The organism is Gammaproteobacteria bacterium (assembly GCA_016705365.1).
In the GTDB taxonomy this organism is placed as follows: Bacteria; Pseudomonadota; Gammaproteobacteria; order Pseudomonadales; family UBA5518; genus UBA5518.
Map to the genome: position 1 here is coordinate 566,817 of JADIYI010000002.1, position 26,114 is coordinate 592,930.

Here is a 26,114-nt window from a genome sequence, read left to right on the forward strand (position 1 = left end):
CGGATCGTGCAGCACTGCTGCGTCAGATCAAAAAACCTCAAGGGACGGGCGGCAACAATCGCCCCGACAGCTCAGCGGGCAGACAGACTGGATAGCTTGCGCTCTGTCAGGTGTAATAGGCGTTGGTTCGTACGGAATGGTCGGTCACGTCGCGGATTCCCTTGAGGTCCGGAATCTGCTCGAGCAGCGAGCGCTCGACACCGTATTTCAGGGTTGCGTCGACCTGGCCACAACCCTGGCACCCACCCCCGAACTGCAACACCGCCACGCCGTCGTCGTCGAGTTCCACCAGGCGCACTTCGCCACCGTGCGCTGCAAGCTGGGGATTGACTTCGTTATACAAGATGTAATTGATCCGGTCCGACAGCGAGCTGTTGGCATTTACCTGCGGCAGCTTGGCATTGGGCGCCTTTATGGTGAGTTGTCCGCCCATCTTGTCTTTTGAATAATCGACCAGAGCATCTTCGAGAAACGGCAGGCTACGGCCTTCGAACCAGGCCACAAAGCCCGCGTACTGGCGTTGCTCGTCATCGTCCTTCAAGTCCGCTTCGCGGCAGTAGGCGATGCAGGTTTCCGCCCTCGGAGTACCCGGATCATTGATGAAAACGCGAATTCCCTTGACCTCGGCATCCTGCTTCGACAACAGGCCGAGCAGGTATTCCTGCGCCGATTCGGTAATGGTGATCATGCAACGTATACCCTGCAGAACTGGAACAGTTGAATATACTACTATTTTACTCAGGTATTGGCGATATTCATGTTGCGGATTAGTCAATCTCAGCCGCGCCGTCACCCTGGTTTGCTAGTATTCCGCCTGCTCCACGCCCCGTTCAACGGTCCTTCAATCTCCCGCTTTTGTGCCAATTACCATGACCCTGACCCACGACCTGCTGCAACACTGCCTGAAACAACGCATCCTGGTGCTCGATGGGGCAATGGGCACGATGATTCAACGGTGCAAGCTGGGGGACGCCGATTTTCACGGCACCCGCTTTGCCGACCACCCGGTGCCGTTGCGCGGCAACAACGACCTGCTCTCGCTGACCCGCCCGGACGTGATCCGCTCGATCCATGAGGCTTACCTGGAAGCCGGAGCCGATATTATCGAGACCAATACCTTCAACTCGACGGCCGCCTCGCAGAGCGACTATCAGTTGCAGCATCTGGTGCGGGAACTCAACGAAACCGGCGCGAGGATCGCGCGCGAAGTGGCTGCCGAATTCACCGCACGCAGCCCCGACAAGCCACGCTTTGTCGCAGGCGTGCTTGGGCCAACCAGTCGTACCGCCTCGCTATCGCCGGATGTCAATGATCCGGGCTTTCGCAACACCAGCTTCGAGGCGCTCGCCGATGATTACCTCGCTGCAGTGGATGCCCTGCTCGATGGCGGGGTCGATCTGCTCATGATCGAAACGGTATTCGACACGCTGAATGCCAAGGCAGCGATTTTCGCCTGCCAGCAAAGCTTCGAGAACCGGGGGCGCGAGTGGCCGATACTCATTTCGGGCACCATTACCGACGCCAGCGGCCGAACCCTGTCGGGCCAGACCGCCGAGGCCTTCTGGTACTCGGTGGCACATGCCAGACCGGTCGCAATCGGCCTCAACTGCGCCCTCGGTGCCGAGCAACTGCGCCCATATGTCGCGGCGCTCGGCAAGGTAGCCGACATTGCGGTCAGTGCGCACCCCAACGCCGGGCTGCCGGACGAGTTCGGCGAGTACACCCAGGATGCCCGGACCATGGCCTCGATAATCGGTGAATTTGCCGACAGCGGCCTGCTCAACATCGTGGGCGGATGTTGTGGCACCACACCGGAGCACATACGTTCGATCGCCGCCCGCGTGAGCGGCGTGGCGCCACGACAGCTGCCGCAGATCGCGCCGGCAATGCGCCTGGCAGGACTCGAGCCGATGGTGATCGACAGCGACTCGCTGTTTGTCAACGTGGGCGAGCGCACCAACGTCACGGGCTCCGCACGCTTTGCCCGGCTGATCCGCGAGCAGGACTACGATGCCGCGCTCGATATCGCACGTCAGCAGGTCGAGGCCGGCGCCCAGATCATCGATGTGAACATGGACGAGGGCATGCTCGACTCGCGGGCGGTGATGGAGCGCTTTCTGAAACTGGTTGCCGCCGAACCCGATATTTCGCGCGTACCGGTGATGATCGACTCCTCGAAATGGGACGTCATAGAGGCCGGATTGCGCGTGGTGCAAGGCAAATCCGTGGTGAATTCGATCAGCCTCAAGGAAGGCGAGGCGGAATTCGTTGCCCACGCGCGCCTCGCGCTGCGCTACGGCGCCGCGGTAGTGGTCATGGCCTTCGACGAGCAGGGTCAGGCGGACAATCTCGAGCGTCGCAAGGAAATCTGCAAACGCTGTTACGACATCCTTGTCGGACAACTCGGCTTCGCACCCCATGACATCATTTTCGATCCCAATGTGTTTGCGATCGCCACCGGCATCGAGGAGCATGCGGGTTATGCGATCGAGTTCATCGAATGCTGTCGCTTTATCAAGCGCGAATTGCCGGGGACGCTGGTATCGGGCGGTATCAGCAATGTCTCGTTTTCGTTTCGCGGCAATGATCGCGTCCGGGAAGCCATCCACGCCGTGTTCCTGTATCACGCGATTCGCGCAGGGCTGGACATGGGGATCGTCAATGCGGGCCAGCTTGCCATCCTCGACGAAATCCCGGCCGAATTGCGCGAACGGGTGGAAGACGTGGTGCTCAATAGCCGCACGGATGCCACCGAGCGCTTGCTGGAAATCGCGATACGATACGCCGGCAAAAGCGAGGCGGTCGCGGTGGAGGAACTCGAGTGGCGCGGCTGGCCGGTCGAGAAGCGCCTCGAGCATGCGTTGATCAAAGGCATCAACGCGTTTATCGAAGCAGATACGGAGGAAGCGCGGCTGCGCGCGGAACGGCCACTCGACGTGATCGAAGGTCCGCTGATGGCCGGCATGAACGTCGTCGGCGATCTGTTCGGCAGTGGCCGGATGTTCCTGCCCCAGGTGGTCAAGAGCGCGCGCGTCATGAAGCAGGCTGTCGCTTGGCTGCTTCCATACATGGATCGCGCCGATGGCACCCGCCAATCCAACGGCAAGGTATTGATGGCCACAGTAAAAGGAGATGTCCACGACATCGGCAAGAATATCGTCGGGGTGGTGCTGCAATGCAATAATTTCGAGGTCATCGATCTCGGGGTGATGGTCTCCTGCGAAAGAATACTTGCCACCGCCAGCGAGCAGCAGGTCAATATCATCGGCCTCAGCGGCCTGATCACTCCCTCACTCGACGAGATGATCTACGTGGCGAGCGAGATGCAGCGCCGCGGCTATGACATACCGCTGATGATCGGCGGTGCCACGACATCCAAGGCTCATACCGCGGTAAAGATCGAGCCGGCGTATCGGTCCGGCCCGACCATCTATGTGGCGGATGCATCAAGAGGCGTGACTGTTGCGACGAAATTGCTGAGCGACAACCTGCGCGATGGGCTCGTCGCCGAACACAGAACAGAATACGCCACGATCCGCGAACGCAACGCCAAACGTCCCGAGCGCCCCGCTCTGCTCGATTACCCCGCGGCGGTGGCCAACGCGGCACACCTCGACTGGAGTGCCTACACGCCGCAGCGACCGGCTTTTACCGGTTTGCGGGTATTCCCGGACTACCCGCTCGCCGAACTGATCGAAATCATCGACTGGACGCCCTTCTTCATCGCATGGGATCTCGCCGGCAAGTACCCGGCGATCCTCGATGATGCGAAAATCGGTGAGGCTGCGCGCGCCCTGTTCAAGGATGCCTCTGCGTTGCTGCGGCGCATCGTGAGCGAAAAACTGCTGGTCGCGCGCGCGGTGCTCGGATTCTGGCCGGCCGCTCGTCGCGGCAGCGATGACGTTGCGGTGTTTGCCGACGAGACACGCGAACAGGAAATCGCATTGTTGCATTTTCTCCGTCAGCAGAAAGCTCAGCCCGATGATCGGCCCAATTACTGTCTTGCCGACTTCGTGGCGCCGGCAGATGGACCGGCCGATTATATCGGCGCCTTCGCCGTCAGTGTCGGCTTCGGTGCAGACGAGCTCGCAGCCGAGTTCGAACATCGGCACGACGACTACGGCAGCATCATGACCAAGGCGCTTGCCGACCGCCTCGCAGAGGCCCTCGCCGAGCACCTGCACCGGCGCGTCAGGACGGAACTGTGGGGCTATGCACCCGATGAGTTGCTCGGCGCGGAAGACCTCATCCGCGAGCGCTACCGCGGGATACGCCCGGCACCCGGCTACCCCGCCTGCCCTGACCACTCGGAAAAGGCGACCTTGTTCCGGTTGCTCGATGCCGAGCGCTCGATCGGCATCACGCTGACCGAAAATTTCGCGATGTACCCGGCCGCCTCGGTCAGCGGCTGGTATTTCTCGCACCCCAAGGCACGTTATTTCCCGGTCGGAAAAATCGGCCGGGACCAGGTGGAATCACTCGCTGCCCGCAAGGAAGTGGATTGTCGTGTTGCGGAGCGCTGGCTCCGGCCAAATCTCGGCTATGAGAGCCATGCGCAGAACACCTTCGAAACCCCGGAGGAAAACCGCGCATGAACGAGCGCAGCGAAGACCCATCCTCACCCAGGCAACAGCCGCCACCAGTCACGTTCGGCACGCTGATACGCAGCGTGGCAGCGGCCGCCTTCGGTGTCCAGAGCAGCAAAAACAAGGAGCGCGATTTCAGTCATGGCAACTCCCGCCATTTCATCATCGCAGGAATACTGTTTGCGGCAGCGTTCGTGGCTACGGTAGCCCTGGTCGTATCACTGGTATTGCGAACCGCCGGTGCACATTGATTTCAGTGACCGGAAATCCAGAACACCGCAGCCGCCACGGCGATCACCACCAGCAGGACGGCGCCCAGAGCATCGGCGCGGCCGTCTGCCGCGCGCTCCGGATCGGAAACCGGTGCACTTTTAGTTTGACTGGACATCGGCAGACTGCTCCATTTCGGGTGTTGATCAGACAGGTCGGGGGAATTCTAGCAGCACCGCAAACACGTACAGAAGCGCTCGACCGCGCACCGCGCGCATTATGACCAAATATTCCTTGGTTAGTGAAAAACATTAGTTCTATGCACCCGATCGTTCTGCTAATGTGCGCCCACAGTCGATCAAGGACCGCATGAGCCGGCGCCTGCCTCTCCAGCGGGCCGCCAACACCCGATTCCCTGCATACCTGTAAGATCATGTATCGTTACGATTCACTCGACCAATCAATGCTCGATGACCGCGTCGCGCAGTTTCGCGGCCAGACAGAGCGTTACCTCGACGGCGAACTCGCGGAAAACGAGTTCCGCCCGCTGCGCCTGCAGAACGGGCTGTATATACAGCGTCTCGCGCCGATGCTGCGCGTGGCGATACCTTACGGCATGCTCGAAAGCCGGCAACTGCGCAAGATCGCCCATATCGCCCGGAAATACGACAAGGGATATGCGCATTTCAGTACCCGCCAGAACGTCCAGTTCAACTGGCCGCGTCTCGAAGAGGTACCGGAGATACTCGCCGAACTTGCCAGCGTGCAGATGCACTCGATCCAGACCAGCGGCAACTGCATCCGCAATACGACCGCCGATCAGTTTTCCGGAGTGGCGCGCGATGAGATCGAGGATGCCCGCCCCTATTGTGAGTTGATCCGGCAATGGTCCACATTCCATCCCGAGTTTGCGTTTTTGCCCCGCAAGTTCAAGATTGCGGTGAACGGTTCACTGGCTGATCGGGCTGCGGTGCGCATCCATGATATCGGTCTGATTCTGGTAAAGGACCACAACGGGGCAATCGGCTTTGAAGTACTGGTGGGCGGTGGCCTCGGGCGCACACCGATAATCGGATCAACAATACGCGAGTTTCTGCCGGTCGCCGACTTGCTGTCCTATCTCGAAGCCATCGTGAGGATCTACAACCAGTACGGTCGGCGTGACAACCTCTTCAAGGCAAGGATCAAGATTCTTGTCAAGGCGCTGGGCGTGGAAGAGTTTCGTGCCCGGGTCGAACAGCAATGGGAATCGATCCGAACCCGCATGCCACCGCTGACACCCGCGCAGCTGGAACGCGCCAGGGCGTGTTTTGCCGCGCCCGCCTACGCGGCTCTGGACGACCAGCAGGCGGAGCAGGAACTGCGCAGGGAACGAGAGGCAAACCGCGCGTTCGATCGGTGGATGCAGCGCAATACTACCGCTCACCGGGTGCCCGGTTATGCCATCGTCACGCTATCCCTCAAGCCGGCTGGTATTGCCCCGGGAGACGCAACGGATCGCCAGATGGATCTCATCGCGGACCTTGCCGATCGCTACTCCTTCGGCGAATTGCGGGTAACCCACGAACAAAACCTGGTACTTGCCGACGTACCCAAGTCAAAGCTGCCCGAGTTGTGGGAAATCATTCGCAAGGCTGGCCTTGCCACGCCCAACATCGGTCTCCTGACCGACATCATCTGCTGCCCGGGCGGTGACTTCTGCTCACTGGCAAATGCCAAATCGATTCCTGTCGCGGAAGCGATACAGCGGCGTTTTGATGACCTCGACTATCTGCATGACCTCGGGGACATCGACCTGAATATTTCCGGATGCATGAACGCTTGCGGTCATCATCACATCGGACAGATCGGCATTCTCGGCGTCGACAAGAAAGGAGCGGAGTTCTACCAGGTGTCGCTCGGCGGCAATTCGGGCACCGATGCCTCGCTCGGCACCATACTCGGCCCATCGTTTGCGCAGGATGCCATTGCGGATGTCATCGCCGCTATCCTCGGGGTATATGTCGCGCATCGGCACGCCACTGAAAGTTTTCTCGCAACCTACCGGCGTATCGGTATCGAGCCATTCAGGGAGGCCGCCTATGGCAAGGCTGATCAGGGATAACCGCATCATTGTCGATGACTGGGTGCTGGTCATGCCCGAGCAGGCAGGAGCAGAGCTTGCACCGGGCAAGCTTGTATTCCCGTTGGCTGTATGGCTCGAGCGGCAGGCTGAACTGCTCGTCCGCGACGGGCCCCTGGCAGTGTGGCTCGATTCCGACCAACATCCCGAGGCCATTGCGGATATCTTGCCGCACTTGTCCATGGTAGCGATAAATTTCCCGGTTTTCAGCGATGGCCGAGGGTATTCGAGTGCACGAATCCTGCGTGAGCAGTACGGCTTTGGCGGCGAACTGCGCGCCATCGGAGACGTGCTGCGCGACCAGTTGTTCCTGATGCGCCGTTGTGGCTTCGACAGTTTTCAGTTGCGCGCCGACCGGGATCCGGAGCAGGCTCTTGCCAGCCTCGCGGATTTTCGCCATGCCTACCAGTTCTGTACCATGGATCCAGGCACGCCGCTGCTGCAACGGGGCTGATTCCCGGCAAGCTGGTATACTCTCGCTCATTCGTCCACTCAGGACCCTGCCGAAAATGTCCAGACCGACCGCATCCGAAATGAGCACGGCGCTGCAGGAGGCGGCGCGCATGCGCGAACAGCAGCAGGATCCGCACTTCATTGCCAAAGCCTTGCTCAATTCCCATGTCCGCATTGGCCAGCTCGAGCGGGTGCGGGATGCGGTCAGGCATTACCTGCATTCGGGCCTCGCCCCGCACGAGCACTCGGTGCTCGAACGGGCTCTGGCCGAAGCGGAGCGCGCCGATCGCGTAAGCGGGGAGACTGCGCCGGGCTTCGGGCTGGAATGAAACCACTGCCCCGGGGATCGGCGTCGCGTAGCGCTGATACGATCTGAATCGAGGGCCCTCCGCTGATGGACCAGTCACCGGTCACTTTCTCCTTTTTCCTGATCTTCAGCGGGGCGGCCGTGCTTGCGTCCGCTGCGCTCTACACGCGCCAACCCTTGCTCATCGCCTATATCGTGCTTGGCGCATTGATCGGCCCCTATGGCATGGCACTGGTCACCGATCTCAGCCTGCTGCAGGATATCGCGCATATAGGAATCATCTTCCTGCTTTTCCTGCTCGGGCTGGATATGCAGCCGCAGGCGTTGCTCACCACGGTGCGCAAATCGACGCTCGTTGCGCTGCTCAGTTCGCTGGTGTTTGCGCTGCTCGGAGCCGGCGTGGCCCATGTCTTCGGCTTCAGCACCCTCGAGGCCCTGATAATCGGCCTGGCCATGATGTTCTCCAGCACCATCATCGGCATAAAGCTCTTGCCGACCACGGTGCTGCATCACCGCCATACCGGCGAACTGATGGTTGGCGTGCTGCTGCTTCAGGACATGATCGCGATCCTCGTGCTGGTCATGCTGATGGGCAGTCGCAAGGGTGAATTCGAGGTCAGTGCCGCACTGGGCGCCCTGCTGGCACTGCCGCTCCTGATCGCCGTTTCCGTGGCACTGGTCAAGCTGGTTCTGGTGCGCCTGATCCAGCGTTTCGACCGCTTCCACGAGTACATCTTCCTGTTGGCGATCGGCTGGTGCCTGGGACTGGCCGAGTTGGCCGGAGCACTCAAGCTGTCACCTGAAATAGGCGCTTTTGTTGCCGGTGTGTCGATCGCCTCCAGCCCCATCAGCCAGTACATCGCGGTGAGTCTCAAACCGTTGCGCGACTTCTTCCTGGTGCTGTTTTTCTTTTCCCTCGGCGCGAGTTTCGATCTCGGCGTGCTCCGATCGATCTACGCGGCGGCGGCGCTGCTGTCGCTGCTTGTCCTGGTCGTCAAACCGCTGGTGTTCCGCTTCCTGCTCGGGCGCCTGAGCGAAACTCCCGCGCTCGCCTGGGATGTTGGTCTGCGCCTCGGACAGAACAGCGAGTTCTCGCTGCTGATTGCCTACCTGGCAGCCGGCTTTGCGCTGATCGGCAAGGAAGCCTCGCATCTGATCCAGGCGACGGCAATTATCACCTTCATCATCTCGTCTTATATAGTAGTGCTGAACTGCCCCAACCCGATTGCGATATCCGATCGCCTGCGTCGTGACTGAGCAATGCACTGCACGCATTTCATCAAATTTTCATGATCTCCGGGCTTGATATTTCGGTTGAGCGACCGCACTATCCGCGCCCACTCGATATCCCGGCAACCCTGGAGGGACAGACCAAAATTGAAAAGTAACGGCAAACCGAACTGGACCCCGGCAGATTCTGCCGAACTCTATGGCATCAAGAATTGGGGCGCGGGGTATTTCGATCTCGCGGAAGACGGCGCCGTAACGATCAATGTGACCGTAAATGGCACGCGGGCCAGCGTCAGCATTCCCGACATCATCGTCGGCATGCAACAGCGCGGGCTGCAAATGCCGGTTTTGCTGCGGGTGGAAAACCTGCTCGACTCGCAGATCACCTTGCTGAACGAGGCCTTTGCACGCGCGATTGCCCAGGCGGGATACAAAGGCGTTTTTCGCGGCGTGTTCCCGATTAAGGTAAACCAGCAGTGCCAGGTAATCGAGGAGATTGCCCGCTTCGGTGCTAGTTACGGTCACGGCCTCGAGGCCGGCAGCAAGGCGGAACTGCTGATCGCGCTGGCAAGCCTCGACCCGGACTCGAGTCACATCATCTGCAATGGCTACAAGGACGAGGAGTTCATCACGCTGGGCCTGCAGGCACTGAAGCTCGGCTTCCGCTGCACCTTCGTGATCGAGACACCCGCCGAGTTGCCGATCATCCTCGAATGCAGCAAGCGCCTCGGCGTGAAGCCCATACTGGGTTTGCGGGTGAAACTCGTTTCAAAGGTGAGCGGCTACTGGAACGAAAGCAGCGGCGATCGCAGCATATTCGGGCTTACGACCTCGCAGATCGTGGAAACAGTCGACATGCTGCGCGAGCACGGCATGCTCGATTGCCTGCAGTTGCTGCACTACCACCTCGGCTCGCAGATTCCCAACATCCGTGACATCCGCAGTGGCGTGCTCGAAGCCTGCCGCTTCTATGTCGATCTGGTCAAGGAAGGCGCGGCGCTCGGCTTTCTCGATCTCGGCGGTGGCCTTGCCGTCGACTATGACGGCTCGCAGAGCAACTACGAATACAGCAAGAACTACTCGCTCGACGAATATTGCTGCGACATCGTCGAGTCGATCATGAGCACGCTGGACCCGGAAGGCATCACGCATCCGGCCATCGTCACCGAGTCCGGACGCGCCACGGTTGCCTATTCCTCCATCCTGGTTTTCAACATTCTCGACGTGACACGCTTCGAGTCGGGAAATCTGCCGGAGACAATCGACCCGGGCGAACACGAGTTGATACGCAACATGGCCGAAGCGCTGAACGCGGTCAATGCCAAGAGTCTTCAGGAGTGCTTCAACGACGCGGTTTACTATCGCGACGAGATACGCGATCTGTTCAAGCGCGGACAGATCCGGCTGCGCTCCCTGGCACTGTCGGAAAAACTGTTCCTCGAAACCGTGCGCGCGATCGTGCGCGAAACCGAGGGCGCCAAGCGCCTGCCTCCCGGTCTCGACGGTCTCGCGGACTCCCTCTCGGACATCTACTACGGAAATTTCTCGGTATTCCAGTCCTTGCCCGATGTGTGGGCGATCGAGCAGGTGTTTCCGATCATGCCGCTTCATCGCCACCGGGAACAACCCACGCGCCAGGCCATCATTGCAGACATCACCTGCGATTCGGACGGCAAGATCGATCGCTTCATCGACCCGCGTGGCCTGCGCAAGACACTGCCCGTACACCCGCTCGAGGACAACGAGCAGTACTATTTCGGCGTGTTCCTGGTCGGTGCATATCAGGAGACGCTCGGAGATCTGCACAACCTCATGGGTGACACCAATGTGGTCAGCGTACGCATCGACGAGGACGGAAGTTTCGATTTTGTCCGCGAAATGAGCGGAGACAGCATCGCCGATGTGTTGAGCTACGTCGAATACCAGCCGCAGCAACTGCTCGAGCAATTCCGCCGCACCGCCGAACGCGCCGTACGCAGCGGGCGCATTGCGCCTTCCGAGCGCCAGAACCTGCTCGAGTTGTTCAGCGCGAGTTTGCGCGGCTACACCTATTACGAACATTGAGAGGAGACGAGCCATGGCCAGAGTACTGATCGTGGGAGCCGGTGGCGTCGGGCAGGTCGTGGCGCACAAGTGCGCGCAGGTTCCGGAGGTGTTTTCGGAGATCGTTCTTGCGAGCCGTACCGAGAAAAAATGCCGGCAGATCGCAGCCCAGATAAAACGTCCGATACAGACTGCCCAGGTCGATGCCAACGATGTTGCACAGATGGGCGCACTGCTCGCGCGGGTCAAGCCCGACCTGGTGATCAATGTCGCGCTTCCGTACCAGGATCTGCCGATCATGGATGCCTGTCTCGAGGCGGGCGTGGATTATCTCGATACCGCAAACTATGAGCCGCCGGATGAGGCCAAGTTCGAATACAAGTGGCAGTGGGCCTACCACGAGCGCTTCCGTGATCGTGGCCTCATGGCGTTGCTCGGCAGCGGCTTCGATCCGGGCGTGACCAATGTGTTCACGGCCTGGCTGCACAAGCACGAGTTCGATGAGATCGATGAACTCGATATCATCGATTGCAATGCCGGCGATCATGGCCAGCCGTTTGCGACCAATTTCAATCCCGAAATCAATATCCGGGAAGTCACGGCACGCGGAAAATACTGGGATGAAGGCGATTGGCAGAGTACTGACCCGCTATCGGTGAGCCGGCTGTTCGATTTCCCCGAAGGCATCGGTCCGAAGAAAATTTACCTGATGTACCACGAGGAACTCGAGTCCCTGGTCAAGCATTTTCCCGGGGTGCGGCGTGCTCGCTTCTGGATGACCTTTTCCGACAACTACCTGAATCATCTGCAGGTGCTGGGCAATGTCGGCATGACGCGCATCGACCCGGTGATGTTTCAGGGCCAGGAGATCGTGCCGTTGCAGTTCCTCAAGGCACTGCTGCCGGATCCCTCGAGTCTCGGACCGCTGACCAAGGGACGCACCTGCATTGGCTGCCTGGCGCGCGGCACCAGGAACGGCAAACCCAAGACGATGTTCCTCTACAACATCTGCGATCACGAGGCCTGTTACCGCGAAGTGCAGTCCCAGGCGATCTCCTACACGACCGGAGTACCGGCCATGATCGGCGCCAAGATGATGCTGACCGGCAAGTGGCAGGGCAAGGGCGTGTTCAACATGGAACAGCTCGACCCGGACCCGTACATGGAGGCATTGGCGATGCACGGCCTGCCGTGGCAGCTGATACAGCTCGATCAGGGTCTGGACTGAACCCCGGCAAAGGCCCTGAACGATGTCAATCGCCATGCAACGCTTTGCCAGGCTCGATCTGCAGCGACTGCCCTCGCCCTGCTTCGTGGTGGACGAAGTGGCGCTGGAAGAAAACCTCCGCATCCTTCAGCGTGTTCAGCAGCAAAGCGGAGCGCGGATCCTGCTGGCGCTGAAAGCCTTCTCGATGTTCAGCATGGCTCCGCTGATTGATCGTTATCTGGCTGGCACCTGCGCCAGCGGCCTGCACGAAGCACGCCTGGGACACGAGGAATTTGCCGGCGAAGTGCATACCTTCTGCGCTGCGTACACGGAACAGGATTTGCGCGCGGTACTGGAAATTTCCGATCACGTGGTTTTCAACTCGATAAATCAGCTCGAGCAATTCCGCACGCTGATTGACGCGGCGCGTGCTGCACGCCCCGGGCTCGCCATCGGTTTACGCGTCAACCCGGAGCATTCCGAAGGCGCGGTCCCGCTCTACGATCCCTGCGCACCCGGCTCCCGGCTGGGCATCACTCGCGCAGAGTTCCGGGAGGTGGCCCTCGATGGTGTGAGCGGGCTGCATTTTCACACCCTGTGCGAGCAGGATCTGCCGCCGCTGGCGCGCACCGTCAAGGCCTTCGAGAAGCGCTTCGGCGAATTCATTCCACGTATGAAGTGGATAAATTTTGGCGGGGGGCATCACATCACCCGCCCCGGCTACCAGGTCGACGGGTTGATCCGCCTGCTGATCGATTTCCGCGAGCGCCACGGCGTTGAGGTCTATCTCGAGCCGGGCGAGGCAATTGCCTATCACTGTGGTGTCCTGGTCAGCGAAGTTCTCGATATCACTCACAACCGGATGCCGCAGGCAATTCTTGACACCTCCGCGACCTGCCATATGCCGGACGTGATCGAGATGCCCTATCGTCCGGCGGTGAGCGGTGCGGGTGAAACGGGAGAGCACGCACACGCCTACCGGCTTGGTGGCCAGACCTGCCTCGCAGGTGATGTCATCGGTGATTACTCCTTCCCCGAGCCGCTCACTGTCGGTACGCGCCTGGTCTTCGAGGACATGGCTTACTACACCATGGTCAAGACTTCGACCTTCAACGGCATCAACCTGCCTTCGATCGCGATCTGGAATTCACGCACCGATGCGCTGAAGATCGTGCGGCGCTTCGGTTACGAGGATTTCCGCAACCGTCTGTCCTGAGCAAAACGAAAACAGGGGCGATCACTCGCCCCCGCTTGTCGTCCCGACAACGCGTCGGATCAGTCAGAGCAGGCTCTCCAGCTCCGGTACTGCCTGGAACAGATCAGCCACCAGGCCATAGTCGGCGACCTGGAAAATAGGTGCGTCCTCGTCCTTGTTGATCGCCACGATGACCTTGGAGTCCTTCATCCCGGCCAGGTGCTGGATCGCACCGGAAATCGCGACTGCTATGTAGAGTTCCGGGGCAACGATCTTGCCGGTCTGCCCGACCTGGTAATCATTCGGGACAAAGCCAGCATCCACTGCAGCCCGGGAAGCTCCCACGGCGGCGTTGAGCTTGTCGGCAACCGCCTCGAGCATCTTGAAATTCTCGCCATTCTGCATGCCGCGGCCACCGGAAATCACTACCCTGGCGTCAGTCAATTCCGGCCGGTCGGACTTCGCGACTTTCTCCTCGACAAAACTCGAACGCCCGGCGTCAGCAACGATGGCGACCGCTTCGACCACAGCGCTGCCGCCTTCCGCGGCCGCGGCATCGAAGCCCGTGGTGCGTACGGTGATGACTTTGCGTGCATCCCCCGCTTGCACGGTTGCTATCACGTTGCCCGCATAGATCGGACGCTGAAACGTATCCGCACTCAATACCGCCGTGATTTCGGAAATCTGCGCGACATCGAGCAGCGCCGCAACCCGCGGCATCACGTTCTTGCCATTGCTGGTCGCGGGTGCGAGCAAGTTTTCATAGGAAACACCGAGTTCTGCCACCAGCTTGCTGACATTCTCGGCCAATTGGTGTGCATAAGCCGCGTTATCCGCGACCAGTACCTTGCTCACGCCAGCGATACGTGCTGCCGCTTCCGCCGCAGCGGCACAATTTGCGCCCGCCACGAGCACATGGACCTCTCCACCGAGCGCCGTCGCTGCGGTGACCGTATGCAGTGTCGCGGCTTTCAGTTCATTGTTGCTGTGTTCAGCGATTACCAGCGTGCTCATCAGATCACCTTTGCTTCGTTACGCAGTTTTTCGACCAGTTCTGCCACGGAACCTACCTTTATCCCGGCCTTGCGCTCGGGCGGTGGCTCCACCTTGAGCGTGCGCACGCGCGGTGCGGCATCGACACCAAGATCCGCAGGTGTCAGCGTGTCCATCGGCTTCTTCTTGGCCTTCATGATGTTCGGCAGCGAGGCATAGCGCGGCTCGTTCAGCCGCAAGTCCGCGGTCACGACGCAGGGCAATGTCAGCTCCAGGGTCTGCAGTCCGCCATCGATCTCGCGCGTGACCCGCGCCTTGCCGTTGTCAATGACGATTTCGGAAGCAAAGGTTCCCTGCGACATATCCGCCAGTGCGGCCAGCATCTGTCCGGTCTGGTTGTTGTCACCGTCGATCGATTGCTTGCCGAGAATGGCGAGTTCCACGCCCTCTTTCTCGACGATTGCCTTTAGCAGCTTGGCTATCGCCAGCGGCTGCAGATCCTCGGATGTTTCGACCAGGATGCCACGATCGGCGCCCAGTGCCAGGGCCGTCCGGATCTGTTCCTGACAGGATTTTTCGCCAATCGAGACCGCAATGACCTCGCTGGCCACGCCCTTTTCGCGCAGGCGTACAGCCTCCTCGACCGCGATTTCACAGAAGGGATTGATCGACATCTTCACGTTGTTGAGTTCAACGCCAGACCCGTCGCTCTTGGCCCGGACCTTGACGTTGTAATCCACCACGCGTTTTACCGCTACCAGAACTTTCATGTACTCTCCGCTTGCGTCAGGAAAGAATTCGAATGGGACCCTGCAGCCATGTTCCGCGCGCCGCGCCGGCTGCAAAGCGGCGTTATTGTCCGGATATCCGCCTGACAGGTCAAGCCGCGCAAGCTTTGCGCCGCATCATGACACCCTGAATTCTTGAGGTCCGGCAAGTACATTTCTAGTATGCTTCGGGCCTTGGCGAGGGCTTGTCTGCCTCGCCGCAATGGGTTGAGCCGCTCTCCTGCCCTGTTTTCCGGCGAGCGTGCGTGTCGAGCAGCAGTGGAGAATACCAGTGACCAGAGAATCGATGGAATTTGATGTCGTGATCGTCGGCGCAGGACCGGCAGGGTTGTCGGCAGCCTGCCGGCTCAAGCAACTGGCGGGCGATCTCAGCGTCTGCGTGGTCGAGAAAGGCTCGGAAGTGGGTGCCCATATCCTTTCCGGCGCGGTACTCGAGCCGAGCGCACTCAGCGAGTTGTTCCCCGACTGGAAAGAGAATGGCGCGCCACTGGATACGCCGGTCAGCGATGACCACATCCACGTTCTGCTCAACGAGAACAAGTCGTTGCAAGTTCCAGGATTCATGGTGCCGAGCACCATGCACAACGAAGGCAACTACATCGTCAGCCTTGGCAGCCTGTGCCGCTGGCTGGGCCAGCAGGCCGAGAACCTCGGCGCGGAAATCTATCCTGGTTTCGCGGCGGCGGAGATCCTGTTTCACGAAGACGGCCGGGTCAAGGGCATTGCAACCGGCGACTCCGGAGTATCCGCCAGCGGCGAACACAAGGACAGTTTCACCGCAGGCATGGAACTGCATGCGAAGTACACGCTGTTTGCCGAGGGCTGCCGTGGCAGCCTCGGCAAACAGCTGATAGCGCGCTTCAAACTCGACGCAGGACGCAATCCGCAGCACTATGGTCTCGGGGTCAAGGAGTTGTGGGAGGTCAAGCCCGGGAATTTCCAGCGGGGACTGGTGGTCCACAGCGCCGGCTGGCCACTGCAGCAGAGCGGTGCGCACGGCGGAGGTTTTCTCTATCATTTCGATGACAACCTGGTATCGATCGGACTGATCACCGACCTCGGATACAGCAACCCCTATATCAGTCCCTTCGAGGAGTTCCAGCGCTACAAGCAGCACCCGGTGATCAATCAGTATCTGCGGGGTGGCAAACGTATCTGCTACGGTGCACGGGCTATCACCAAGGGCGGTCCGCAGGCGTTGCCGCGCATGAGCTTTCCGGGCGGCCTGCTGATCGGCTGCGATGCCGGCACACTCAATTTCGCCAAGATCAAGGGCACCCACACCGCGATGAAGAGCGGCATGCTGGCTGCGGAGTCAGTGCACAGCGCGATTACTGTGCACGAACAGATGGGCGAGGAAATCAGCACCTACACCGAGGCGTTCATGAGTTCCTGGGCCGGTCAGGAACTGCAGATGCAACGCAATTTCGGACCTGCCCAGCACAAGTTCGGCAACGTGCTCGGTTCCGCCTATGCGTTCATCGATATCAATATATTCCGCGGCAAGTTGCCTTGGACCCTGCACGACATGCACCCGGATCACGAGCAACTGAAGCCGGCCGCCCAATCCCGGCAGATTGCCTATCCGAAGCCGGACAATGTGTTGAGTTTCGATCGCCTGTCCTCGGTGTTCCTCTCCAATACCAACCACGAGGAAGACCAGCCCTGTCATCTGACCCTGCGCGACCCGGAAATTCCGATCCGCCACAACCTTGCCCTGTATGACGAACCGGCACAGCGTTATTGTCCTGCGGGGGTCTATGAGATCGTGGAAAATGACAAGGGAGTCAAGCGCCTGCAGATAAATGCGCAGAACTGCGTGCACTGCAAGACCTGCGATATAAAGGACCCCACCCAGAATATCGTCTGGGTGACACCCGAAGGATCGGGTGGACCGAATTATCCGAACATGTGACAAAAGCCCTGGCAAAGCCTGCATGTAGCTCCCTGCTGCCGCACCATCCCTTCGTGGCGCAGGCCAGGGCACGGCCCCCTGCGGACAGGCCCTGCTGCCGGCGCTGACCGGGCAGCGCCGCTGCACGGTGTTTTTGGCGGACGGCGGCGTCGCACCATTCCCTCCACCCTGTTTTGCTTCGATAATGACACGGTTGCAGCGATACCCCTCGGTGCCGGTGTTCTTTCTTGTTGAAGCAACGAATGACTTCAGGAGCTCAGCCTTGAACCGGGTTACCAGTGGCCTCTCGATACTCGCCGAAGCCATGCTCATTGTGCTGCTTGCCTGCTTTGTCGCAGCCAGTCCGCGCGCCGAATCCGTCAAGCCGGCTGTCGCAAAATCACCACCGCCCGCAGTCAAGGGAACAGACACTGACGGGTCGCGTGCATACCCGCAAAGCACGTCCGGCGCCGCCTGTCGCGAAGCGCAATTCACCGTCTCCCGACTTCAGGCCGATGTCGCCCGATTGACCGAATGGCACGATGCGATAGACAGTCTTTTCAAGGGAACGTTGTCGAGCGATGTCTCACTGGAAAATCTTTTCATCACGGATCTTCGTGGCGTTGCCGATCCGCGCACGAATGCGCGCGCCCTGGGCGAGCCCGACGGCTGGCCAAAGACCGTCTCTTGCGATGCGCTGCTCGCCGGTTACCAGGCGACACACGACGACCTGATCTGGCTGCGACAACAGATTTACCGGCAGCAACAGCGCGTCTGGACGCAAATGCCGGAGGATTTCCGCGAGGAGTTGCGCCAGATCTGGGCATCGCGACAACGGCTGGTGAAACAATTCGAACAGGTTTCGGGACAGCTCGAAAAACAGAACGACAAGCCGAGCCAGACCGTGCTGGCCGCGCTGCGCACCATTCACGGGCGGTTGCAGCGCGTAAGACTGTCCATGCTTGGCGTCGTGCCTGATTTGAACCAGGGCGTCACCGTTGAAAAATCGCGTGCATTCTTCGAACTGTGGAGCCTGGCTATCAAGGCGAAACCGGCCGGGATGTTGGCGTCGGAAAGCGAGCTCGCAGCTCTGCCGGCCGAGTTGCAGAGCGGGATACGTGACTATATGGTCCTGGCGCGCCTCGATGCAATCGAGCTGCGCTCAGTGCTGAATCTGGTTCGCGCAATACTCTGGAAATCCCCCGATGGGGTGTTCAGGGCGACGGCAAGGGAGGCGGCAGGCGGGCGCTGGAATTTGCTGATCATCGAGACCCAGGCAGTGCGTCATCGGCTGGATCGTCTGCTCAGCGAGGTTGGACAGGATTATCAGCAGGATGCATCGGCCGAGGCATCCTACACTCGCATCGCCGTCACGGCCTTGAAAACCCTGCTCGGACTGGCGGCGATTGTGCTGCTCGCGCGAATTGCCCGCGCCCTTGCGACGCCGGCGCTGCGGCTCCATGCGCACCTGAGCGACCGTGTCCGGGGCAACCGCATCGCAACCCAATTGAGCCGCGTTGGCGCCGGACTGCCGACACTGCTGCCATGGCTCGCAGGCTGGTTCGGACTCGATCTGCTGGGCTGGTTTTTCTATCGCTACGAGTTCGTGTTTCTGGTGCCTGCCATACCCCTGGCCCGACTGTACATCGTGTATGGCGTCGGTACGCTTCTGGGCGAGTGGTTGGTACTGCGCATTGCCCAGCAGGCCGGCAGTTATCTGAACGCGGAGCAGAGCGCGTTGCTGGAGACCCGGGCGCATCAGGCGGCGGCGGTTGTGATGCTCCCGTGGCTGCTCGGTGACCTCGTGAACATTGCCATTGGCAGTTCCCAGTTGCTCGATGTGTGCGTTCGGGCCCGCGAGTTGGCCGCTTTTGTCGCGATCGGGATACTGCTGCGTACCCGCGAACAGGATCTGGTGAAGGCGCTCCAGTCGGTGCTGCCGCCACACATCGACCCGTGGGTGGAGCGAGTCCTGCGCGGGCAATTGTTCTGGCTGACGGGGCCGCTGGCGGTGCTTCCTCTGCTGGCCGTGTTCGGCGTGGCTTTTGTCAATCGCGCCATGCTCGATGTCGATTGGTACCGGAAACTGTATGCGCGCGGTTTTCGACTGCGAGCGCAGACATCGAAAGCCGCCGAGAGTACGGAATCCGAAGCCGACGAATTGCGCCTCAGCGATTACAACCGCTGGTTCGAACCGGATTCACTGGCCGAAGGTCCGTTGATCGATACCGGTCTGGGCGCGGCAATCATCGACAGTATGTCGCCGTGGCTCGCCGACAAGTCCGAAGAGAACACGCTGGTGCTGACCGGTGAACGTGGTATCGGCAAATCCTCGATGCTGTTGCAGCTCGGGAAGGAACTTGAAAAGAACTATCCCGGCATCCGCGTGTTGCAGTTGGAGGTGCCCGCAAAAACCACCTCGCCGGAAGCGGTTCGTTCGCTGATCGGAGAGTTGCTCGGGACTGACCTCGGCGAAGGCCCTGCGGCGCTGGTGAAAGCCGACGCCGAGCGCCAGCCCTCGATCGTGATTCTGGATAATGCCCATGGCTTTTTCCTGCGCCGCGTAGGCGGACTGGATGGCTGGCAGACCCTGCTGGGGCTCACCAATGCCCGGCTGGCGAACATTTTCTGGTTGATCGTGATCAACAACCAGAGCCTTGCCTATCTCGGCAATGTCTTCCGCCGTGACTACCAGTTCAGCCGCATATTGCGCGCCCGGCCATGGACCCAGAACGAAATCCGTTCGTTGATCATGTCGCGGCACAAGCGCAGCCGCTTCCGGATCCGCTACGACGATGTACTACTGGCATCGAGAGGACCGGAAGCCGGAAATGTGCGCAATGCCGAGCAACGTTATTTCAGCCTTTTGTGGGATGCCTGTCGCGGCAATCCACTGCTGGCGCTGCGCTTGTGGATCAGTTCCCTGCGTGCAGACGGCGGGACCGTTGTGGTCGGATTGCCGGCGCAGCCCTCTACAGCTGCCCTCGAGAGTCTTCCCGATGATTTTCATTTCGTGTATGCAGCGCTCGTCATTCACGAGAACATGACTGCCGAGGAACTGGTGTCAGTCACGGCGATGGGCGATGGTGTGATCAGGGCGGCCCTGAAAACCGCCCAGGACACCGGTTTTGTGCAGCGCACGGCGGGTGGCAGGTATCGCCTCGAGCCCATATGGTATCCGAGTGTCCGCAGTCTGCTCGGCAGGAAGAACATGCTCCATGAATGACGATAATGTGCTGAGCCAGGTGGCCACGCTGGCGAACATGTTCGATGTCGCCAGGATGTCGCTGCTGATTCTCGGAATCGCCGCGATAGCGTTCACCAACGCAGCGGTTCGTCGCCTTGGCCAGGCGTTGATGCAACGATTCCCTTCGCGGCGCTTTCTGATCCTGCAGTTTGCGACGCTGATCAGCTTTACGGTCTATATCGGCGGATCGCTGGTGCTCGTGGTCGGGGTACTGCAGCCACCGCGCGAATTTCTGATCGCGATTGGCGGCTCGGCCGCCGTCGCGGTGGGTTTTGCGCTCAAGGACATCGCCGCTTCCATTGTATCGGGACTCATCCTGCTGTTCGACCGACCGTTCCAGGTCGGCGACCGCGTAAGCTTCGACAATGTTTACGGGGAAATCGTATCGATAGGCCTGCGCTCGGTCCGCCTGCAAACCCTCGACGACAATCTCGTCACGATTCCCAATTCGCGCTTCATCAACGATATCACGGCATCGGCCAATGCCGGGGCGCTCGACATGATGGTGGTCACCGACTTCCACCTCGCCCTCGATGTCGATATCAACCTGGCCCGCGACCTCGTGCGGCAGGTGATCGTGACCAGCCGCTTCGCCTACCTGAAAAAGCCGGTGACGTTTTCAATCGAGGAAGTGGCGGTCGCGGAGCGGCTCGCGATTCGACTGCGCGCCAAGGCCTATGTGCTGGACGTGGTGTACGAAAAAGCCCTGCAGAGCGATATCACGCTCCGATCCAGCGAGTTGTTCAGGCAATACGGCCTGGCTCGGCCCGCCTGAAGCACAGCGAGGGGAGCCGAAAGAATCAATGGGCAGCAACCTGTGCATGGGTGCAAGGCAGATCGCTCGAGGAATCAATGCAGGGGATAAAAACCTGAGCGGCTGCGAATGCCCTGCTTGCCGCTGTGCGGATCGGTTTGCGCCACATCGACCAACCGGTAGAACACATTCCTGTGCACCAGGGCGGTCAGTCCATTGCGGATGAGCAGATAGACGCGCGTCTCGTTACGCGTTACGTCGGTACGCAACACCAGGGGATATTCCTCTCCGACCGGGTAGCGCTCGCCAAGATTGGTGGTCATCCACAGCTCTGGCTGGTCATCAACACGGATGAACTCGCAATCGGTCACAAGAAACGGCGCATCCTGCACCTCGACTCGCACCATCTGATCCGGTGTCCTCAGAAAATAACCGGATTCGTTCTGGCACAGCATACCGGCAAACAACCGGACCATGGACTCGCGTTTTATCGGCGAACCTCGATGATGCCAGACACCCTCCCGATCGATAAGGAATTCTGCCGCCCGCTTCGTGCCCGTCCCGCGCGCCGCATCCACCATCATTGCCTCTGCACGCGGCCGTTCAGCAGGCAGGCGGCGGGATCAGACGAACATTGACCACTCCCTCCACGGCACGGATCCCGTCGAGCAATGTTTGCGAGGGCGCGCCTTCGATATCGATCAGGTTATAGGCCAGGTTGTCGCGGCTCTTGTTCAGCATGTCCACGACGTTGATTTCGGCTGAGGCGAGCAGGGACAGGATATTGCCGAGCATACCGGGCACATTGCTATTGGTCACCGACAACCGGTATCCCACCGTGCGCTCGAGTTCCAGCCCGGGAAAGTTGACCGAGTTGCGGATATTGCCGTGCTCGAGAAACGACCTCAGTTGATCCGCCGCCATGACCGCGCAGTTTTCCTCCGCCTCTTCGGTGCTTGCCCCGATGTGCGGCATGAGGATGACGTCGCTGCGTCCGAGCAGGCGCGGATGGGGGAAATCCGCGATGTAACGACCCAACAGGCCGGAATCGAGCGCGCTCACGATCGCTTCCACATCGACGATTTCCTCGCGGGCAAAATTGAGCAGGCAAGCGCCCTTGCGGAAATGGACGACATTGCCGGCGTTGACCAGGTTGCGCGTCGACTCGAGAACCGGCAGGTGCAGGCTGATGAAATCAGCACGGGCAAACAGCGAATTCATGTTCGCCATGCGCTTGACTTCGCTCGGCAGGCGCCACGCCGCTTCCACCGACAACGCGGGATCGTAACCAATGACCTCCATGCCCATCGAGAGCCCCAGGCGTGCCACTTTGGAACCAATTGCGCCAAGCCCGACCACACCCAGCGTCTTGCCACGAATTTCCTGTCCCGCAAAGCGCTTCTTCTCCTGCTCGAGCAATTTGCTCATGTCGGCAGCCGCCATATCCGAAGCCAGCGAATTCACATACTGAACGCCTTCATAGATGCCGCGCGAGCCAAGCAGCAGCGCGGCGGCAACCAGTTCCTTGACCGCATTGGCATTGGCTCCCGGGGTGTTGAACACCGGAATGCCGCGTGCCGTACAGGCATCGATCGGTATGTTGTTTACGCCTGCACCGGCTCGCGCGACCGCCTTCACCTGCGCAGTGATCTGCTCCGCGACGAGTTTGTGGCTGCGCAACAACAGCGCATCCGGTGCGTCGGCATCGCTGCCCACCTGATAACACTCGCGGGGAAACCGATCGAGCCCTTTTACCGAAATCTGGTTATAGGTTCTTATCCTGAACATCTGCATCTCTCCCGGCTGTGGTCTGCAACAAAACCCGCTGCTGAACTGCACCACCACATCGGAGTACGCAGTGACGCCAGGCGGGCGGCATCAAAGCGGCCATTTTAGCCCAGGAGCGCCCGCAGGGTGTTTTCAATTGGCGGTAATCCGACGGGTCCGGCCGCGCATCGGCACTTCGACGAGGCGCCATTCGATCCAGGGCCTTGCATCAAACCAGATTGGCGCCCGGTCCAGAGGGTGTGTGATCGCCAGGGCGGCACTGTACCCGCCCGCGAGACGATAACTGCAGAACGACCACGCCGCAGGGCATGTTTCGCACACCGGAGCGACATCGAAGAGCAGCCTTCCGCAGCCAGCATCCTGATCGAACCAGAACCCGTCGAGAGGCAACCTCAGACCGAGTCCACGCGCCTTGACAAAACTCTCCTTCAAGGACCACAGATCGTAGAATTGTCGCACCAGCGAGGACCCGCGCAAACCAGCCAGCGTCAATGCCTCCGAGGGCGCGAAATTGCGCTGTGCGAGCGCATGAAAACGGCGCGACTCACGATGTTGCTCGATATCCACACCGATTTCGCATGGCGCCATGGATAGTGCCAGCAGTGCGACCGATCCGGAATGGGAAAGATTGAACAGAGGAGCGCGCTGCCCCCGAGGGCCCGCAACGAAAGGCTTTCCGTCCGCGTTGGTGATGAACCGCCAGGCCTCGGGGGCAACCGGCGCGTATTGCGACAGAACCAGACGAAGAAAAGCGTGACTCGAAAGAAAGCGATGCCGGTCCCGGGCGTGGATGAATCGCCGATGGCGTCGCTGTTCATTTTCATCGAGAAGAGCAGCAAAACGCCTCAGCAGCGCCGGATCCGTATCGGTATCGAGTTCGCAGCGCCAAATATGCACATCGCCGTCCTGCAATCGCGGCGGCGCCGCGCTCCACGCATTCTCGGGCGCGCTGCTCACTCTCGGCTACCCGTGTTCAGCGTCGCTCTATGCTGGCGACCTGACGCAACCGGTTTTGGTAATGCGCGGTGATTTCGCGACCGCGAGCCTGCTGCATCAGATTTCCGAGGACCTGCCGTTGCTCTTCGGGAATTCCCGCGAAATCTCCTTCATGAAAATTAGCGGTTTTGAAAACCACCGCATCGCCGCTGGGCAACACCACACTCCCGAAGCCGGTGCCGGCCTCGGTGCGCGGCGTGGCAAATACCGCGTTGCCGATCTCCACCGCCAGTTCCGGTGAACCACGACGGTACTGCAGGACAACCTGCCACTGATAACCGTTTTTCCTTGCCAGCGTTTCCACGTCCTGTCCGGCTTTCATGGATGCCAGGATCTCGTCGCCCTCGGCCCGGACCTTCTCGCGGATCAACGATTCACGCAACAGGTCCGCGATGCGGTCATGAACATCCGCCAGCTCCTGTTGTCTTTCCTTCTGGTGCTGTTCGAGGCGCAGCACCATGGCGTGCCCGGAATCGATTTCGATCAACTCGCTGTTCTGGGCATTGTCCAGCACATCCTTGCTGAAAGCAGCCCTGATCACCCGGGCATCTGCAAACAGCCCCTCACCCCCGCGTCGACCGAACAAGCCGCTGCTCTCAATCCCGAGATCGAGTTCTTTTGCAGCTTCCGACAAGCCATCGGAATTGAACGTCAAGTCGGCAAGTTTCTCGCTGCGCTCCACAAACAGCGGTTCTGCCGCCGCGCGTTGCAGATCTTTCTCGATAGCCCCCCGCATCTCGTCAAAACCCGGTGCCTCCTGGACGCGCACCTCGAGCAATTTGACAAGATGCCAGCCGGAGTCGGTCTGAATCGGTTCGGAAATCCCGCCCGGCTCGAGCCCGGCGAGCGCTTCCTCGAACTCGGCCGGAAAGGCGTCACCCGCGGAGAACCCCAGATCACCGCCACTGTTCGCGGAGCCTACGTCCTCGGAATTCTCGCGCGCCAGCGCAGCAAAATCCGCACCTGCGAGGGACTTCTCGCGCAGGGCGGCAAGCTTCTCCCTGGCCTGCTCGTCCGCAAGCGAGGAAAGCATGATGTGCGCGGCATGACGTTCCGTTACGCCCTTGAAGTTCGCCATTCGGCTCTCGTATTCGCGACGCAGATCCGGTTCCGATACCGGCTTGACCAGGTCTTCGAGCTTGAGTTCCAGATACTCCACGCTGACCTGTTCCTCGGTACGGAAATCTGTCTTGTTCTCGTCGTAGTATTTGCGGACCTGCTCTTCGGGAACGGTTATCCCGCCGCCTGAAGCGGCGACCGGTATGGTGAGATAACGCACGTCCATCGATTGCTGCGTAATGCGGGCGACCTCGCGCAGTTCGTGCTCGGTAACGAACTCGCTCGCCGCGAGTCCACTCATCACCTGGGACATGAGGATTTCTTCGCGCAGCAAACCCTTGTAATACGAAGGGCTCATCCCGTTACTGGCAAGAATGCCCTGGAAGCGCGCCTGGGAAAATTTGCCATCGTCCTGAAAGCTCGTGTTCTCGAGAATGATCTGGTTCAGCATCGCTTCGCTTACACGAAAGCCGGCCTCCTCCGCCACCTGTTGCACCAGTTTGCGATCGATGAGGGCATCGAGTACCGGTCCACGCAAGCGCGCCTCATCGAGCAATGCGGGATCGGGATTGTCCTGCGCCTGATCGAGCAGCCGCCGGCGCTGCAACTCGACACCCTGAGCCAGCTCGGATTCGCTGATGGCTTCGCCGTTGACCCGCGCGGCATCCGGTGCCGAGCCGCTAAAGAATGCATCGATACCGAACACGGCAAACGGCACCGCGATCAGCGCAATGATCACCTTGGCAACGGTTCCCTGGAGTTTGTCCCGGATGTTTTGCAGCATTGCGGCGCACGCCCCGCTGGAATGGATGGAAGGTTCGTTGGATGGAACGGCGATGCCGGTTCGATCAGGTCAGCACGCAAACCTGACGCCGCGACCGGCAGGAACCTGCCCTGAGGTCCGGATTGCGAGGTCTCAGTTGACGGCGTCCTTGAGTGCCTTGCCAGGCTTGAAACCGGGAATCCGGCTCGCTTTGATGACCATGGTCGCACCGGTCTGGGGATTGCGGCCCTGGCGTTCTGCACGATCCTTCACCGCAAAAGTCCCAAAGCCAACCAATGCAACCTGCTCGCCGTTCCTGAGTGCCGCGGTTATTCCCTCGAGCATCGCATCCAGTGCGCGCGCAGCGGATGCCTTGGAAATATCGGATTTGTCTGCAATGAGATCGATCATATCGGATTTATTCACATCCACACCTGTCAAGTATTCAGAATTTTGATTTGAAACGCACCGCTATACGA

20 protein-coding genes are annotated in these 26,114 nt (G+C 60.1%); 12 read left to right on the top strand and 8 right to left on the bottom strand.

The features are described 5' to 3' along the window. Window positions 1-106: 106 nt before the first annotated feature. Entirely contained in the window at window positions 107-688 is a 582-nt protein-coding gene (nfuA, locus tag IPF49_02740; protein MBK6286565.1) for a Fe-S biogenesis protein NfuA, read from the bottom strand. Between the two features lie 181 nt (window positions 689-869). Between nfuA and metH the strand changes: the two genes are divergently transcribed. From metH to nspC, 9 genes are all read left to right on the top strand, one after another. Then, window positions 870-4,595 (top strand): methionine synthase, encoded by a 3,726-nt coding sequence (gene metH / locus IPF49_02745; protein ID MBK6286566.1) that lies wholly within the window; start codon window positions 870-872, stop codon window positions 4,593-4,595. Next, window positions 4,592-4,837, top strand: a complete 246-nt coding sequence (locus IPF49_02750; GenBank protein MBK6286567.1) for a DUF2970 domain-containing protein — start codon at window positions 4,592-4,594, stop codon at window positions 4,835-4,837. The genes metH and IPF49_02750 overlap by 4 nt, the downstream gene beginning before the upstream one ends. Before the next feature lie 392 nt (window positions 4,838-5,229). After that, a complete protein-coding gene (locus IPF49_02755; protein MBK6286568.1) occupies window positions 5,230-6,900 on the top strand; it encodes a nitrite/sulfite reductase in 1,671 nt (556 codons plus the stop codon). Continuing rightward, window positions 6,878-7,372 (top strand): DUF934 domain-containing protein, encoded by a 495-nt coding sequence (locus tag IPF49_02760; GenBank protein ID MBK6286569.1) that lies wholly within the window; start codon window positions 6,878-6,880, stop codon window positions 7,370-7,372. Before IPF49_02755 ends, IPF49_02760 begins: the two co-directional genes overlap by 23 nt. 55 nt (window positions 7,373-7,427) lie before the next feature. Beyond that, the gene (locus IPF49_02765) at window positions 7,428-7,700 is read left to right on the top strand and encodes a hypothetical protein (protein MBK6286570.1); all 273 of its coding nucleotides are present in this window, start codon (window positions 7,428-7,430) and stop codon (window positions 7,698-7,700) included. Between the two features lie 65 nt (window positions 7,701-7,765). Continuing rightward, window positions 7,766-8,935, top strand: a complete 1,170-nt coding sequence (locus IPF49_02770) for a cation:proton antiporter (protein MBK6286571.1) — start codon at window positions 7,766-7,768, stop codon at window positions 8,933-8,935. 120 nt (window positions 8,936-9,055) lie between these two features. Continuing rightward, window positions 9,056-10,972, top strand: a complete 1,917-nt coding sequence (speA, locus tag IPF49_02775) for a biosynthetic arginine decarboxylase (protein MBK6286572.1) — start codon at window positions 9,056-9,058, stop codon at window positions 10,970-10,972. A 13-nt stretch (window positions 10,973-10,985) separates the two neighbouring features. Next, on the top strand, window positions 10,986-12,179 hold the full coding sequence (locus tag IPF49_02780; GenBank protein MBK6286573.1) for a saccharopine dehydrogenase family protein: 1,194 nt from the start codon (window positions 10,986-10,988) through the stop codon (window positions 12,177-12,179). A 34-nt stretch (window positions 12,180-12,213) separates the two neighbouring features. Beyond that, window positions 12,214-13,374: a carboxynorspermidine decarboxylase gene (gene nspC / locus IPF49_02785; protein ID MBK6286574.1), complete on the top strand. Its 1,161-nt coding sequence runs from the start codon at window positions 12,214-12,216 to the stop codon at window positions 13,372-13,374. 63 nt (window positions 13,375-13,437) lie between these two features. On the opposite strand, the gene IPF49_02790 is transcribed toward nspC, so the two are convergent. Together IPF49_02790 and IPF49_02795 are read right to left on the bottom strand one after the other, a co-directional pair. Further along, on the bottom strand, window positions 13,438-14,367 hold the full coding sequence (locus tag IPF49_02790; GenBank protein ID MBK6286575.1) for an electron transfer flavoprotein subunit alpha/FixB family protein: 930 nt from the start codon (window positions 14,365-14,367) through the stop codon (window positions 13,438-13,440). After that, on the bottom strand, window positions 14,367-15,116 hold the full coding sequence (locus IPF49_02795; GenBank protein MBK6286576.1) for an electron transfer flavoprotein subunit beta/FixA family protein: 750 nt from the start codon (window positions 15,114-15,116) through the stop codon (window positions 14,367-14,369). Before IPF49_02795 ends, IPF49_02790 begins: the two co-directional genes overlap by 1 nt. Window positions 15,117-15,405: 289 nt before the next feature. Here IPF49_02795 and IPF49_02800 point away from each other — a divergent pair, with 289 nt between their 5' ends. The 3 genes from IPF49_02800 to IPF49_02810 all read left to right on the top strand — a co-directional run bounded on the left by IPF49_02800 (window position 15,406) and on the right by IPF49_02810 (window position 21,050). After that, the gene (locus tag IPF49_02800) at window positions 15,406-17,049 is read left to right on the top strand and encodes an electron transfer flavoprotein-ubiquinone oxidoreductase (protein ID MBK6286577.1); all 1,644 of its coding nucleotides are present in this window, start codon (window positions 15,406-15,408) and stop codon (window positions 17,047-17,049) included. Window positions 17,050-17,311: 262 nt separating this feature from the next. Further along, on the top strand, window positions 17,312-20,254 hold the full coding sequence (locus IPF49_02805) for an ATP-binding protein (protein MBK6286578.1): 2,943 nt from the start codon (window positions 17,312-17,314) through the stop codon (window positions 20,252-20,254). Continuing rightward, window positions 20,247-21,050: a mechanosensitive ion channel gene (locus tag IPF49_02810; GenBank protein ID MBK6286579.1), complete on the top strand. Its 804-nt coding sequence runs from the start codon at window positions 20,247-20,249 to the stop codon at window positions 21,048-21,050. The genes IPF49_02805 and IPF49_02810 overlap by 8 nt, the downstream gene beginning before the upstream one ends. A gap of 74 nt (window positions 21,051-21,124) precedes the next feature. Here the strand turns inward: IPF49_02810 and IPF49_02815 are convergent, their stop codons facing one another. The 5 genes from IPF49_02815 to IPF49_02835 form a co-directional block, all read right to left on the bottom strand. Continuing rightward, on the bottom strand, window positions 21,125-21,613 hold the full coding sequence (locus IPF49_02815) for a DUF1285 domain-containing protein (protein ID MBK6286580.1): 489 nt from the start codon (window positions 21,611-21,613) through the stop codon (window positions 21,125-21,127). 19 nt (window positions 21,614-21,632) lie between these two features. Beyond that, the gene (locus tag IPF49_02820; protein MBK6286581.1) at window positions 21,633-22,817 is read right to left on the bottom strand and encodes a phosphoglycerate dehydrogenase; all 1,185 of its coding nucleotides are present in this window, start codon (window positions 22,815-22,817) and stop codon (window positions 21,633-21,635) included. A 132-nt stretch (window positions 22,818-22,949) separates the two neighbouring features. Beyond that, entirely contained in the window at window positions 22,950-23,774 is an 825-nt protein-coding gene (locus tag IPF49_02825) for a 4'-phosphopantetheinyl transferase superfamily protein (protein MBK6286582.1), read from the bottom strand. A 16-nt stretch (window positions 23,775-23,790) separates the two neighbouring features. Continuing rightward, window positions 23,791-25,656, bottom strand: coding sequence for a SurA N-terminal domain-containing protein (locus IPF49_02830; GenBank protein ID MBK6286583.1), 1,866 nt, complete (start codon window positions 25,654-25,656; stop codon window positions 23,791-23,793). 132 nt (window positions 25,657-25,788) lie between these two features. Next, window positions 25,789-26,061, bottom strand: a complete 273-nt coding sequence (locus IPF49_02835; GenBank protein MBK6286584.1) for an HU family DNA-binding protein — start codon at window positions 26,059-26,061, stop codon at window positions 25,789-25,791. Window positions 26,062-26,114 lie beyond the last annotated feature (53 nt).